Below are 14,281 nucleotides of genomic sequence, written 5' to 3' on the forward strand. Positions count from 1 at the left end.
ACAACATCCCGGCCTCCTTCTTTCTTTTATACGTATGATTTATTGTTTTATATCTGCAAATTGTCCGCTCGTTAATGCACAGATATCTTGAGGTGCTAACTCCATCTGTAGCCCTCTTCTGCCAGCCGAGACAATGATTTGTTCATAGCTTTCTGCAATTTGATCTAAATAAGTAGGAAATAGTTTTTTCATACCTATAGGCGAGCAGCCACCACGTATGTATCCGGTCGTTGCTTCCAAATCTTTTAAATGGAGCATTTCTACTTTTTTATTCCCTGAAACTTTTGCTAATTTTTTTAGATTCAATTCGGCTTCTCCCGGTATCACAGCAACAAGAGGCCCCGTCACATTGCCCACAGCAACCAGTGTTTTAAATATACGAGATTGGCTTTCTGGAAGCTGTTCAGCGACCGATGACGCACTTAGGTGGCTTTCGTCCCACTCATATTCGTGCTCTGTATAGGGAATCTTTTTTTGTTCGACCATACGGATTGCATTCGTTTTTACTATTTTTTTCTTTGCCAAAAAATATCACCTCAAACTTGTTCTACAACGGTTCATTTAATAATTGAATAATTTGCTTCAATGCTTTGACCGGTAATTGTCCTGGAGCAGAAGTAGAATCGCTGCTTAAGGAACCAAATGTCATAACGGAACCCGTCGTTCCGCCAACCAGACGAGAAATTTTACCAAGATTTCCCATGGACATCGTAATAATAGGCATGGAGAAAAAAGCATTTGCCCGTCTAGTCAACTCCATCAACCGCAAAACATCTCGTTCATTATTGGGAGTTACTGCCAGTTTTCCGATATCGGCTCCAAAATGTTCCATAACATTCAATCGGTAAAGCAAGACAGGGTCTGCTGGTGTTTCTTTAAAATCATGACTACTGATAATTAAAGGAATGTTTAAAGACTTGATTTCCTCTATCAGTCTTTTTCCTAGACTTTCTACTTTGAACAACTCGATATCGACCATATCTACTAATCCTGTGTGTATCACATGTTCATAAAGGTCGCGATACTGACGGATCGATATGTCTTGTTCTCCGCCTTCAGCTAAGGTACGAAACGTAAATAATAACGGCAGTCCATCAAGCATCTCATGGATAAGAACCAATGTTTCTGCTACTTCATCAAAAGAAAAAACTTCACGATAATGATCGACTCGCCATTCGACTAAATCGGCCCCTGCTTCACGTGCAAGAACTGCTTCACGTAATACTTCCTCTCGGACGGCCCCGATAAGAGGCGCACAAATCTTTGGTCTACCGCTTCCTATATTCAATCCCTTTACCCGAACCATTCTGCATCGCTCCTTCTAATGGTTATTTTTAATTTGATAAACAAACACTTTCAGATAATTGCCTTCTAAAAAGGTATCCGTCGTCTGGAAATCTTTTGGCAGACGATATAAAGCAAGTTGTTCAAAAGAAACATTTTTGGCATGGAATTCCTCTTCAATCATTGTTTGGAATTGTTCTATCGAGACATTCGCAGCATTTGTAGACGCAATAAGTATCCCGTCTTCTGCTAAAATATCCAGACTATCCTTGACCAGTTCCCCATAATCTTTTGCTACGCGAAAGACTTTTTTCTTATTTCTGGCAAAACTTGGTGGATCCAATACAATCATGTCATATAAAAATTGTTTTCTTTTGGCGTATTTGAAATACTCGAATACGTCCATAACAATGATTTTTTGCTGATCGACATCCAAACCATTCACTTCAAACTGTTCCTGTGTTTTTTTTAAACTGCGTTTTGCTAGATCGACACTTGTTGTTTCGATTGCCCCTCCCATTGCGGCAGCAACAGAAAAGGCGCCGGTATAACTAAACATGTTCAAAACTGTTTTCCCAGAAGCGAAACCTTCTGCTAATGATCCCCGTACTTCTTTTTGGTCTAAAAAGATCCCAGTCATTAATCCTTCATTTAAATAAACGGCAAATTTTACTCCGTTTTCTTTTACGATCAAGGGTTCCGGTGCCTCTTTTCCGTAAATGAACTGGCTCTCAGGCAGATTTACTGATTCAAATCGAATTTTCTCATAGCCTCCTATGATTTCCGGGTAGATTTCACGAAAAGCTTGAATCAATAATTCACGATGTGCATATAACGTTTCGTTATACCAAGAAAAAACAGCATAACCTGCATAATAATCAACAATCAGACCGCCGATCCCGTCTCCTTCTCCATTGAATATACGAAAAGCGGTAGTAGAATCATCTGAAAAAAAGAAAGTTCTTTTTTCTTTTGACTTCACAAAAAATTCTTCAAAAAAAGATTGATCAAATGGGATGTTCTGCTGGCTCAATACCCAACCGATTCCCTTATTCTGCTTTCCTAGATATCCTTTTGCGATAAATTGGTTTTGCGAATCAACTAATTCCACCCATTGCGTGGTTTCTTTTTGGGGATGAGCAAGGTCTTCTTTTTGGATCAGTGGATATCCTTTTTTCAATCGATTGCTTGCTCTTTTTTTTACTTTTACTTTCATTCCTTCACCTGCTTTAGCTTTCTCTTCCCAAGTATAACAAAAAACATAGGACTTGTCTTACTGCTCATTTTTTCATGAAGCTTAAAGAAAACCTTAATGAAACAGCATAAACTTCTGGTTTCAATTGACACTATATTGTCATACTAGTAAAATAAATGAGAATAAGTGAGCTGTGTAACATGGTTTCAGGACACTTCTGTGATTAAGAAGTGCAGAAAGGAAGATTATCTTGAAATGTATAAAAACACCTGCCTTTTTGAATAAGAGGCTCGGATTTTTTTCTTTACTAGTCGTTTTACTTTGGTTGAAAACGATTTTTGCCTATTTAGTTGATTTCCATCTCGGAATCGAAAGTGGCATTCAATACTTTATCTTGTTTATCAACCCTATTGCAACTACATTGTTATTACTTGGAATTGCTCTTTATATCAGACGCCCTAGAGTTGCTTATATCACGATGATGGTCATTTATTTTCTTTTGACATTGCTTGTTTTTTCGAATGTCACTTATTATCGAGAATTCACGGACTTCATTACGATCAACACGATTTTAGGTGCTGGGAAAGTAGCGAGTGGTCTGGGAGAAAGTGCCATTCGACTGTTTCGCCCATATGATGTGATCTATTGGATCGATTTTATTATCTTGACTGTTCTGCTGATTGCAAAAAAAATCAAGTTGGACCCTCGCCCGATCCGAGCAAGAATGGCTTTTGCGATCTCTACATTAGCAGTTATGATTTTCTCAGGAAATCTTTTTATGGCGGAAGCTGATCGTCCAGAATTGCTGACTCGAACATTCTCTCGTGATTATTTGGTCAAATATCTTGGCTTGAATGCTTTCATGGTTTATGACGGTGTTCAAACTTACCAGACAAACCAAGTGCGGGCAGAAGCAAGTCCCAATGATATGAAAGAAGTAGAAAATTATGTAAAAGAACATTATGCAGCACCAAATGACGATTTGTTCGGGCTCGCTAGAGGAAAAAATGTGATTTATATCCATTTAGAAAGCTTCCAGCAATTCCTGATCGATTATAAATTGACAGATGAGAATGGTCTCCAGCATGAAGTTACACCTTTCATCAATAGTCTTTACCACAGCAACAGCACGTTCAGTTTTGACAACTTTTTCCATCAAGTAAAAGCAGGAAAAACAAGCGATGCGGAAACGCTGATGGAAAATTCATTGTTTGGCTTGAATCAAGGCTCCTTGTTCACACAATTAGGCGGAAAAAATACTTTCCAAGCTGCACCTGATATTTTAAGTCAAACACAAGGTTACATTAGTGCGGTATTCCATGGGAACGCTGGTACATTCTGGAATCGAAACGAGACATACAAGAATTTAGGATATGATTATTTCTTTGATTCTTCTTATTATGATGTTAATGATGACAATTCGTTCCAATACGGGTTGCATGATAAACCATTTTTCCAACAATCCGTACAATACTTGGAACGTCTGCAACAACCATTTTATTCAAAATTCATTGCTGTATCTAACCATTATCCTTATTCAAAATTCACCAATGACGAAGCAGGATTCCCGTTAGCCAATACAAATGATGAAACGATCAACGGTTACTTTGCGACAGCCAATTATTTAGATACCGCCGTACAAGAATTCTTCAATTATTTGAAAGAAAGCGGCTTGTATGATAATTCAGTCATCGTCCTTTACGGTGACCATTACGGTGTCTCGAATTCAAGAAATAAAAATCTAGCTGAATTAGTTGGAAAAACAAGTTCTACTTGGACAAACTACGACAATGCACAAATGCAGCGTGTCCCTTATATGATCCATATCCCTGGACAAACACAGGGCGGAATCAATCACACTTACGGCGGACAAGTTGATGCCTTGCCTACATTACTTCACTTACTAGGTGTAGATACAAAAAATTATATTCAGTTAGGACAAGATCTATTCTCGAAAGATCATGAACAGCTTGTTTCTTTCCGTGATGGTGATTTTGTTACACCAAAATATACTTACTACGGTGGTACGATCTATAGTAACGAAACTGGTGAAGCTATTACTGAACCTACTGAGGAAGTACAGAATGAAATTGATTCACTGAAAGAAAAAGTTGATAAACAGTTAGCTGTTTCTGACCAAATCAATAATGGTGATCTTCTTCGGTTCTATACGAATAGTGGATTAGACCCAATTGATACCAGTGATTATGACTACAAGAATGGCTTAGAGAAATTAAAAGAAGCTGAAAAATCTCTTGGTGACAAGTCAACTAGTGTCTTTAGTGAACACAACGGACAATCAACTGTTGATCTTTATAAAACGCAAACGTACCAAGAACTTCACGGAACGACCACAAGTTCTTCCGAATGATAAAATAAATTTAAAAGGAGCAGCGACAAAATTATTGTCGCTGCTCCTCTTTTCGAATAAACAGTGTTCAAAAGCTTGCATCTACGGTAATAGAATAGGGCAGCTTCTTCACAACCTCTTGCTTTTTACAAAATATTTTCTGGTTTTAATTCGTGATTTCACTAAAGGAATTTCATACTTTATTCATATTCATTTTCTATACTTTTTATAGAGGTGAAAAGTATGAAAATAATCCGCTATGCTACTGCTCGATTAATTTATTACAAAAAGCAGACAATACTCTATTGTTTATTTTCAAGCTTTTCTGCTTTTTTATTGATAGCATGCCTGACTCTTTACCATTTGCAATCGGCTTTAGCCAATCAAGTCCAAGATCGGCTTTCATTTATTGGCGCTTCTGCATCTACAGAGCTTCTTCCGGCTTTAGAATTAGCTAGCCGATTTTATATAAAAGGCATATTCAGTTTATTTTTTCTATTTGCCTTCCTTTTTATCTTTTTCTTTTACTATTCAGTCAGGCAAAACAAGCAGGAATTGATCAATTGGCACCTGACTGGTCTTTCTAAAACCAAATTATTCCTTTTTATTTTCTGGCAGCTGTTCTTTCCTCTCTTTCTTTGTTGTATCTTGGTTTTATTGTGGATCGTAAGCTTCCAGTCAGTTTATGAAGCGCTTCTTCAAAGGATCAATTTTCTTGTCTTAAAGACTACTGAACTGCCAGATATCCGTGATATCTTGACTTCGGTAAGCGGACTTACAATTCCGATGGATCAACAGACTTTTTTTACCATCGATTTCCAAAATGATCTTTTTTTCACAGATATACTTAAGGGATTTGCCCAAACTCTTATTGGGCTCAGTGGATGCTGTCTCATTCTTAGTCTATTCCCTTTCACTTTTTTATCCATCATTTGCAAAGTAGGAGGCCTGGACGTAATGAAACCTGAATATTTGATTCATGCTGAACACTTGACCGTTATTTTGTGTCCTCTCGAAAAACAGCATAAAATATTGGAGCACTTGAAAAAAGAGGTTCTTGTTGCAAAACTGGATAATTTTGCGATCATCCAAAAAAATTGGCCGATGTTTCCTTATCTGAATCTTAAAGACCATGTCCTGTTGGATGTACCGGAAAAAGAAATCAAACAAGATCGTTTGGCCTATCAAGAAAAACTTGATATCTCTCCTTCCTTGCTTAATTGTGCGGCAGCTGAGTTGACGTCTTTTGAAAAAGTAAAGCTGCAATTACTTCATGCCTTGCTTTCCAAGCGAAACAATATTGTTATTGAAGATACATTTGATGAACTTAGTGTATTGGAGATCCAAGAGCTACTCCACTTGCTTTCTTATTTAGCTCATGAAGAAAATCAAGGTATCTTACTCTTTACTCATGATGCTACTATTGCTCAAAGTCCTTATATTGATCGTTTAGAGCCCGCGGGCTAAATCAATCATTTTATAGTAAAAACAAGCGGTATAGAAGATCGATTCATGATCTTTTATACCGCTTGTTTTTTACTCTTTTTTGATTTCTACGTCAGGCAAACGAACAGCGAATTTTGTTCCTTTTCCTAGTTCGCTTTCTACTTCTAATTTTCCTTTATGCAAGCGTACAAGTTGCTGCACGATTGGTAAACCTAATCCTGATTCACCATATTTTGTATTTTTTCTTGAAGGATCTACTTTATAATAACGATCCCAGATACTTTTCATTTGTTGTTCAGACATTCCAATTCCCGTATCTTCAATCGTGATGATCGTTTCAAGATAGCCTTTTTCTAAAGTAATCGTGATTTGGCCGTTTTCAGTAAACTGTATCGCGTTTTGAATAATATTGACCATGATTTGGACAAATCGGTCATAATCAGCGTAAACATCAATATCATCAACGGCTTTCAATGTCAATGTATCTCCTGCTGCTTCTGCTTTAGCTTCTAACTGTGCAACAATATTTTTCAATGTTTCTGTTCCATTGAATTTTTTAATGACCATACTGATTTGATTCGTACGGATTTTTTCATAATCCAAGTTTTCATTCACCAAACGGATCAGACGCTCTGTTTCATTTTTCATCAATTTAATCGCGTTTTCTCGCTGATTTTCAGGGATTGCATTGTATTCTAACCCTTCCAGAAGTCCGTTGATTGTCGTAAGAGGTGTTCTCATCTCGTGAGAAGCATCTGCCATAAATTGTCTTCGACGATTTTCTTGTTCTTCAATTTCTGCTTGAGATTCTTTCAATGAATTCGTCATTTTATTGAAATCATCTGCTAACTCATCAAATTCATCTTTGTCATGTACGGGGAGCTGTACATCAAAATTACCATTCGTCACTTCTTTCGTCGCATTCCTTAACCGATTGATACGCTTAACTTGGAATGCTGCAAAAGCATAGCTGGCAATAACTGCAACGATACTGGAAAAAATAAATCCTTTGAACAGGTTCAGTGTAATTGGACGAACGCTGTTATCGATATTTCGCGCAGGTTGACTAACTACAAGTGCTCCATAGAATTCATGATTCAAATTAAATGGCACAAGTGCGTAAGAGGTCGCCTGTGCTTGTCCTAAAATATTTTTATTCGATGTGAATTTTTCTTGACGTCCATTCCTCAGATTTTTCCATTGATCAGCTGTTAAGGTAAAATTCAGTAAAGCTGTATTAGTCGGATAAATGACACGTTCGTTTTTATCGATAAATATAAAGTTCACATTTTGTTCTGTCAGTACTTGCTCTGTCAGCAGCAATGCATTTTGAAACGCCTGATCTTGACTAAACTGCGGGAGCGTATCGGCATAGGTTTGCGTTGTCTTTTCAACTGATTCAGCATATCCAAACAGTTGCTGGTAATTGTTTTCTTCAATCGTTTGTTTTGTCAGTTGTGTAAAAGAAACTCCAACGATCAATAAGATCAACGCGACCATTCCGCAGAAAGCTAAGAGTTGCTGATACAAATAACGCATTAGGCAACACCAGAATCATCGAATTTGTAGCCGACTCCCCAAACAGTTTGGATGACTTGTGGTCCGACCTTTTCGATTTTTTGTCGTAATTTCTTGATATGGGCGTCCACTGTCCGTTCATCACCAAAGTACTGATAATCCCAGACTAATTCAAGCAACTGCTCCCGAGAGAATACTTGACGTGGTTTTTTTGCTAAAGTAAACAATAGATCGAACTCTTTAGGCGTCAGTCCTTCAATTGGCCGGTTGTCCAGATACGCTTCTCGTGTTTTCGTATTCATCTTGAAATGACTAGTCTCGATATCAAAATGATCATCTGAAACTACTGCTTCTTCTCTTGCTTCTGCCAACTCACTACGGCGATGCAAAGCTTTCATTCGAGCAATAAGCGTCAGAGGACTGAAAGGTTTTGTGACATAATCATCTGCCCCCATCTCTAAGCCGATCACCTGATCGCTTTCAGAATCTCTAGCTGTCAGCATGATAATCGGCACAGTACTTGAAACTTTGCGGATCTCTCTTCCTACTAGCATACCGTCCAGTGTGGGCAAATTCAGGTCTAGTGTAATCATATCCCAATGTTGTGGGTTTTCTAAAAAGGCATCGAGCCCTTCTTTTCCATCATACTTGAAAGTTGCTTCCCAACCTTCATTTAAGAAAAACATCTGCATCATTTCAGAAACAGATTGATTATCTTCAATCATTAAAATATTCATTATCGTTCCCTCCAGTTTCCAGGTCATATTTCTGTAATTTCTTTTCTGTCATAATAAAAATAGGCATAATTGGAAATACTAGCAGAAGCATTTCAATCAGAAAATAATTCGTATGCCCAGATGTCTTTAAATAATAGCCGATCAATGCCATCAGTAAGCCCATAAGAAAAAACCAGTTTCCGCTTGTCTTTTGAGCCAGCCGCCAATGAGCGTCTGTTTTTGCGGCAAGAGGCGAATGATACCCATAAAAAGGCAGATTTCCTTTTGAGGGCAGAATCCGAAAAAGACTGCCAATTATTAAGAATAAGATACCAATACTGAAAAAAATCATTCTTTCCCTCCTAAATTCTCTTCTTATAGTATACTCTAAATTGTTGACTGAACCAATATGTTCAGGAATTCTTCACGAAAGGTTTGTCTTTTGTTCATTCTTTGTTAAGATAAACTTATTCCAATAAAAAAGGAGTTTTATTTGTGTCAAATTATCGTGCAATCACTTTCTTTGATCTTGATGGAACATTACTAGATGCGAAATCAAAAATCACACCCGAAGTGGCAAAAGCTATGAACGCATTAAAAGAAAACAATGTTCTCCCCGTCATCGCTACAGGACGTACAGAAGCAGAAATCCACTCTATCATGGAAGATGCGGGCATTACTTCTGCGGTCACCATGAATGGTTCTTTCATTCGAGTAGACGGCGAAGAAATCTATTCTCAAACATTTTCTTCAGAAGAATGTCAAAAAATGTATGATCATGTACAGTTGAACGGTCATGAACTTTCTTACTATAACGATCAGAAAATCTGGTGTACCGGTCATAGCCAAACAATGATCAATGCTTACGACTTCATTCATTCAGATGTTCCGGAAATTGATCCTTTAGGCTTTAAAGAAAACACAGTAAATATGTTGCTGATCTTATCTCAATCAGGTGACGAATACTATCACGAACATTTTCCTGAGCTAACTTTTTATCGGAATGGTCCTTACTCGATCGATACAGTGAAGAAAGGAATCTCAAAAGGGGCAGGTGTCAAACGTCTGCAAAAAGAACTTCAGCTGGAAAAAGTTCCTACTTTTGGATTTGGCGATGGTCCGAATGATTTTGCCTTGTTGGAAGCTTGCGACAACAAAATCGCTATGGGCAACGCCTATGACGGATTAAAAGAACTTTCTACCTTTATCACAAAGAAAAATACAGAAGGCGGAATTGTCCACGCATTGAAGTATTTTGATCTGATTTAAGATCTTTTTTTGAAGCTACCTCTTTTCTTAAGAAAATCGCTTATTTTTTCTTAAGAAAGGGGCAGTTATTATATAAATAATGGGATATGATTCGCTTTTTTATTGAATTTATCCCAATATATGCTATACTAATTTTGTATGAAAAATACACGTAACCCTTGTTAGCTAACGGGGACGTTACGGATTCGACAGGCACAGTCGAGCTTGAATTGCGTTTCGTAGGTTACGTCTACGTAAAAACGTTACAGTTAAATATAACTGCTAAAAACGAAAACAACTCTTACGCTTTAGCTGCCTAAAAACAGTTAGCGTAGATCCTCTCGGCATCGCCCATGTGCTCGAGTAAGGGTCCTAACTTTAGTGGGATACGTTTCAACTTTCCGTCTGTAAGTTGAAAAAGAGAACATCAGACTAGCGATACAGAATGCCTGTCACTCGGCAAGCTGTAAAGTGAATCCTTAAATGAGTTGACTATGAACGTAGATTTTTAAGTGGCGATGTGTTTGGACGCGGGTTCGACTCCCGCCGTCTCCATTGTGAGATTTCAGCAGATTTCGCTAGATGCTTAAATCCTTATTTTATAAGGGTTTGAGCATTTTTTATTTTCGCAGATTTTCGTTAAATGAATGAAAATGGCATTCAAAATAGCATTCAAAAAGAACACTTTTTAATATATATGTTCCATCCATATTATCAATGATATTCCTACTTTACAAAAAGAACATTAGTTCGTATACTCTTTTTGAGGTGAACATTATGTTGATGGAAGGAAAAACACAATTATGGTTTAAATTTGATCCTTCGAATAGATTTGTCAAAGATTTTTATAAGGTGTGGGATTCAGAAGTTTTCTTTTTAGCAATCGAAGATAGCTTATTAATCAATCTCTATTACTCTAATAAGAACTACTTTAAAATTCCGGCAACAAAAACCAGAATGAAGAAAGATGTGTATTTTTTGTTTGATATCGTGACTGATGTGCCAGACGCACGGAGCGATCATCGGCGTTATGACTATTTGAAGTATACTTTCGTTGATCCAGAAAGGTATAAAGATTAAAGTAGGCTACCTAAAAAAGGTAGCCCGGAACGGATTTTATCACCATACTTATAAAAGGGATATTTTTTAAGTTAGTATTAAGATTGTGTAATATGATGATATCTATATTTTATAGTATCAGTGCTATAAAATCAAAAATAAGTCACTAATTAACTACCACTCCAATTATAAGTCGAGAGTATAAAATATTTTGTGTAAATGAAAAAATCCATACAAAAAAGGAAGTCCCTTCTGTAGAATAAAGTTAACGACAACCAATTCACAGAAAAGAGGACTTCCCTATGAATGATTTTACTACAGAAATTGTGCAAACTCTAGTCACTAAAGGCGATTTAAATGAATTATTCCGTTCGCACTTAGAAAAAGCGATAAACACACTCCTACGGACTGAATTAACGGCTTTTTTAGATTACGAAAAATATGATCGCACTGGTTTTAATTCAGGTAATTCGAGAAACGGTTCTTACTTTCGATCAATCAAAACCGAATATGGTGAATTAACATTGGAAATACCTAGAGATCGTAATGGTGAGTTTAAACAACAAACTTTACCAGCCTACAAAAGAACAAACGATACATTGGAAACCACTATTATCCATTTATTCGAAAAAGGTGTTACGATGTCTGAAATTGCTGATTTGATCGAAAAAATGTACGGTCATCACTATACTCCACAAACCATGTCCAACATGACTAAAGTTCTGACTGAAGAAGTAAATGCCTTTAAATCCAGAGCCTTAAATGATAAGTATGTCGCTATTTTTATGGACGCTACTTACATTCCACTAAAACGTCAAACCGTATCCAAAGAAGCGATTTATATTGCCATTGGTATACGAGAAGACGGCACTAAAGAAGTACTGAGTTATGCGATTGCTCCAACTGAATCAACATACGTTTGGAATGAGCTGCTACAGGATATTAACTCCAGAGGAGTTCAAGAAGTCTTGCTTTTTATTACGGACGGCTTAAAAGGCATGAAAGATACTATCCATCAAATTTATCCTAAAGCAAAATATCAGCATTGTTGTATCCATGTATCTCGTAATATCGCTCATAAAGTACGTGTCAAAGACCGAAAAGAAATCTGTGATGACTTTAAGGCTGTTTATCAAGCTAACTCAAAAGAAGAAGCGAATACCTTCTTATCCGGCATGATTGAGAAATGGAAGAAAAACTATCCTAAAGTGACGCAGTCACTCATAGAAAACCAAGACTTATTAACTTTTTATGATTTTCCACCTAGCATTCGTAGAACCATTTACTCAACCAATCTAATCGAGTCTTTCAATAAGCAAATTAAAAGATACAGCCGTAGAAAAGAGCAGTTTCAAAATGAAGAATCACTAGAACGCTTTCTAGTCAGCATTTTTGATACATACAATCAAAAATTTCTAAACAGAAGCCATAAAGGTTTTCAACAGGTAACCGATACATTAGTTTCAATGTTTACTGAGTAACTAATTATTTTGCAGGAGGACAATTTATTTACACAAAATTATTGACGCTCCCAGCTATCCTCCTAGCAACTATTTAAATACCCAAAAAAATTACCTCTAGATAATATCATACCTACGTTTTCACTTATAAATTTTTTCATAAAAAAAGCGTTTAGAGGCATAATCGTTAATACAGATGGTAACCAATGTATCTGGTTTGAACTGGGATATCACCCTCTCCATATATGTATTACTAAGACTAATAGATACTATAAAAGACTTGATAGTTTTGCATTGATTTTGCCTAATACTGAGCATAGGTGTATGCTAAACGATACTATAAGGAGTGTGTACATAATGAAAAGAATTCTGTTTATCAGTTTATCAAATTTATTGTTACTTACTGCTTGTGGGACTTCTGCATCAAAGAACATACCTTCAGATACGCAAATTTCGAATAGTATCGATTCAACAATTTCTACAAATGAGAAAAATTCTCCGGTAGAAACTTCCGATATAAAAGTTTCTACCTCTGCAAAAAACAGGGTAAAGAAACTGTCAGCACGTCTCCTTTATTTCAAACAAACTCTGAATTAGCTTCTTCATCTTCTTCAGCAAATAATGATGATAGTTTCGCGTTTACTCCTAACTAAATGCAACCTTTACAAATGCTTTACGATAACAAGCCTGAGCTAAATGATCCTGATATCAGTTTTGCATTTTTTGAAATGATTGGATCGGATGATCTTTTTAAAACTACTAGTTTGTCTATCCGAAAATAGGACAGTTCTGGCAGTATAGGTTTTTATCGAGTTTCTCCACCAGGCCTCGTTACAGAGACAGATTCTCTAGGCGAACCTTTTGAATAAATCAAAAATCATGAACAATCACTGCCAACTAAATAAAGTGCCTTCAAAAGCTTGGTCTTCTCGCTTTTGAAGGCACTTTATTTAAATCTTTATGAAACTAAAGTATGTTCATATTTGTTGCTATAGTTATATAGATATTCTGTTGTTTCCAACTCATAAACGTGAGTATATTTTGCCACTACTTTTCCGCATTTTTCTAATATTTCATTGCGATCGACGTCATGATATTCGTCTACGCAGATCACAACACAATTTTCTAATTTACTGATTACTTCTCCAACCACTTTTTGTTTCAAGCCAATAGGTTGGCAAATATATTTTTTTCCTAAAATGATAGTTTCGTTATTCATATTTCATCCATCCTTAATGTTTTTCCATTATTTAAAATGATAATACCATTAAAATATGATTATGAAAATCAATAACACTTGTGATTTTATAAAAAAATAAAAAAACCGAAAAACAGAAATGCCCACTGTCTTTCCGGCTCTTTTTATTCTTGATTTCTCTTCTTTTTTGTTTCAATAGACGATTTTAGTTATTAATAAATGAAAAAGCATTTATATTCAAATTTGCTAATAAAAGATCTACATATTTTTCTAGAAATGCTTGATCGATTTCATCATACCCTTTCGTTACTCCGCAATCGATATCTAAAACACCGATTAAATTACCTTCTTTTACCATTGGCACTACGATTTCTGATTGTGCGGCTGAATCGCAGGAAATGTAATTTGCATGGGTTTTGACATCATCAACGATCAATGTTTCTTGTTTTTCAGCTGATTCTCCACAAACTCCTTTTCCCATCTTGATACGTGTGCAAGAAACTCGCCCTTGGAACGGTCCTAAAATCAATTCATTACCATCGAATAAATAATATCCTGCAAAGACAGTCTCAGGCAAAGTCTCATTCAACAATGCAGATGAATTTGCTAAATTTGCTAACCAGTTATCTTCTGCTTCTAATAATCCTTGTTGCTGTAATAATAAAATTTCGTATGCATCTTTTTTCTGTTTTTCTGTCCACATGATAAAAACCGCTCCTTTTTGATCTATGGAGAAGATTATAGCTCAGTTTTTTTGTAAACGCTAGGTTTCCTCCTCAAAAAAACGAGATACGTCAGGTTAATCAC

Annotated in this window: 14 protein-coding genes, 1 other RNA gene and 1 pseudogene; 8 read left to right on the top strand and 8 right to left on the bottom strand. The window is 36.4% G+C overall.

Features of this window, described 5'->3' with window-relative positions:
* Window positions 1-39 precede the first annotated feature (39 nt).
* Genes ybaK through ACIFUW_RS08715 form a run of 3 tightly spaced genes read right to left on the bottom strand, consistent with a single transcriptional unit; the run spans window position 40 to window position 2,500 of the window.
* Window positions 40-525 (bottom strand): Cys-tRNA(Pro) deacylase, encoded by a 486-nt coding sequence (ybaK, locus tag ACIFUW_RS08705; RefSeq protein ID WP_002288577.1) that lies wholly within the window; start codon window positions 523-525, stop codon window positions 40-42.
* A gap of 22 nt (window positions 526-547) precedes the next feature.
* Window positions 548-1,306: a type I 3-dehydroquinate dehydratase gene (gene aroD, locus ACIFUW_RS08710; protein WP_002305727.1), complete on the bottom strand. Its 759-nt coding sequence runs from the start codon at window positions 1,304-1,306 to the stop codon at window positions 548-550.
* 15 nt (window positions 1,307-1,321) lie between these two features.
* A complete protein-coding gene (locus ACIFUW_RS08715; protein WP_002288581.1) occupies window positions 1,322-2,500 on the bottom strand; it encodes a class I SAM-dependent rRNA methyltransferase in 1,179 nt (392 codons plus the stop codon).
* A gap of 229 nt (window positions 2,501-2,729) precedes the next feature.
* On the opposite strand from ACIFUW_RS08715, the gene ACIFUW_RS08720 reads away from it, so the two are divergent.
* From ACIFUW_RS08720 to ACIFUW_RS08730, 3 genes and pseudogenes are all read left to right on the top strand, one after another.
* Window positions 2,730-4,850 (top strand): LTA synthase family protein, encoded by a 2,121-nt coding sequence (locus tag ACIFUW_RS08720; protein WP_002303943.1) that lies wholly within the window; start codon window positions 2,730-2,732, stop codon window positions 4,848-4,850.
* A gap of 222 nt (window positions 4,851-5,072) precedes the next feature.
* Window positions 5,073-5,797 (top strand): annotated as a pseudogene (locus ACIFUW_RS08725) (hypothetical protein).
* Window positions 5,787-6,296 (top strand): hypothetical protein, encoded by a 510-nt coding sequence (locus ACIFUW_RS08730; protein WP_002288586.1) that lies wholly within the window; start codon window positions 5,787-5,789, stop codon window positions 6,294-6,296. Before ACIFUW_RS08725 ends, ACIFUW_RS08730 begins: the two are co-directional and overlap by 11 nt.
* 69 nt (window positions 6,297-6,365) lie before the next feature.
* Here the strand turns inward: ACIFUW_RS08730 and ACIFUW_RS08735 are convergent, their stop codons facing one another.
* Genes ACIFUW_RS08735 through ACIFUW_RS08745 form a run of 3 tightly spaced genes read right to left on the bottom strand, consistent with a single transcriptional unit; the run spans window position 6,366 to window position 8,861 of the window.
* Window positions 6,366-7,814, bottom strand: coding sequence for a sensor histidine kinase (locus ACIFUW_RS08735; RefSeq protein WP_002288588.1), 1,449 nt, complete (start codon window positions 7,812-7,814; stop codon window positions 6,366-6,368).
* Entirely contained in the window at window positions 7,814-8,530 is a 717-nt protein-coding gene (locus ACIFUW_RS08740) for a response regulator transcription factor (RefSeq protein ID WP_002288590.1), read from the bottom strand. The genes ACIFUW_RS08735 and ACIFUW_RS08740 overlap by 1 nt, the downstream gene beginning before the upstream one ends.
* Window positions 8,511-8,861, bottom strand: coding sequence for an SdpI family protein (locus tag ACIFUW_RS08745; protein ID WP_002288595.1), 351 nt, complete (start codon window positions 8,859-8,861; stop codon window positions 8,511-8,513). The genes ACIFUW_RS08740 and ACIFUW_RS08745 overlap by 20 nt, the downstream gene beginning before the upstream one ends.
* Window positions 8,862-9,004: 143 nt before the next feature.
* Here ACIFUW_RS08745 and ACIFUW_RS08750 point away from each other — a divergent pair, with 143 nt between their 5' ends.
* The 5 genes from ACIFUW_RS08750 (at window position 9,005) to ACIFUW_RS08770 (ending at window position 12,873) form a co-directional block, all read left to right on the top strand.
* The gene (locus ACIFUW_RS08750) at window positions 9,005-9,778 is read left to right on the top strand and encodes a Cof-type HAD-IIB family hydrolase (protein ID WP_002288592.1); all 774 of its coding nucleotides are present in this window, start codon (window positions 9,005-9,007) and stop codon (window positions 9,776-9,778) included.
* A 170-nt stretch (window positions 9,779-9,948) separates the two neighbouring features.
* Window positions 9,949-10,315: a transfer-messenger RNA gene (gene ssrA / locus ACIFUW_RS08755) on the top strand.
* Between the two features lie 219 nt (window positions 10,316-10,534).
* Entirely contained in the window at window positions 10,535-10,837 is a 303-nt protein-coding gene (locus ACIFUW_RS08760) for a DUF5960 family protein (protein WP_002302293.1), read from the top strand.
* Window positions 10,838-11,118: 281 nt separating this feature from the next.
* Window positions 11,119-12,297, top strand: a complete 1,179-nt coding sequence (locus ACIFUW_RS08765; RefSeq protein WP_000997695.1) for an IS256-like element ISEf1 family transposase — start codon at window positions 11,119-11,121, stop codon at window positions 12,295-12,297.
* Window positions 12,298-12,633: 336 nt separating this feature from the next.
* Window positions 12,634-12,873 carry a hypothetical protein gene (locus ACIFUW_RS08770; RefSeq protein WP_002321266.1) on the top strand — a complete coding sequence of 80 codons (240 nt, stop codon included), beginning with the start codon at window positions 12,634-12,636 and terminating at the stop codon, window positions 12,871-12,873.
* A 361-nt stretch (window positions 12,874-13,234) separates the two neighbouring features.
* Here the strand turns inward: ACIFUW_RS08770 and ACIFUW_RS08775 are convergent, their stop codons facing one another.
* Complete coding sequence (locus ACIFUW_RS08775; protein ID WP_002289617.1) at window positions 13,235-13,495, bottom strand: hypothetical protein; 261 nt, start codon at window positions 13,493-13,495, stop codon at window positions 13,235-13,237.
* Between the two features lie 184 nt (window positions 13,496-13,679).
* Complete coding sequence (locus ACIFUW_RS08780; protein ID WP_169040319.1) at window positions 13,680-14,177, bottom strand: GAF domain-containing protein; 498 nt, start codon at window positions 14,175-14,177, stop codon at window positions 13,680-13,682.
* Between the last annotated feature and the right edge of the window lie 104 nt (window positions 14,178-14,281).

This window comes from Enterococcus sp. PLH-Efm8 (genome assembly GCF_053011625.1).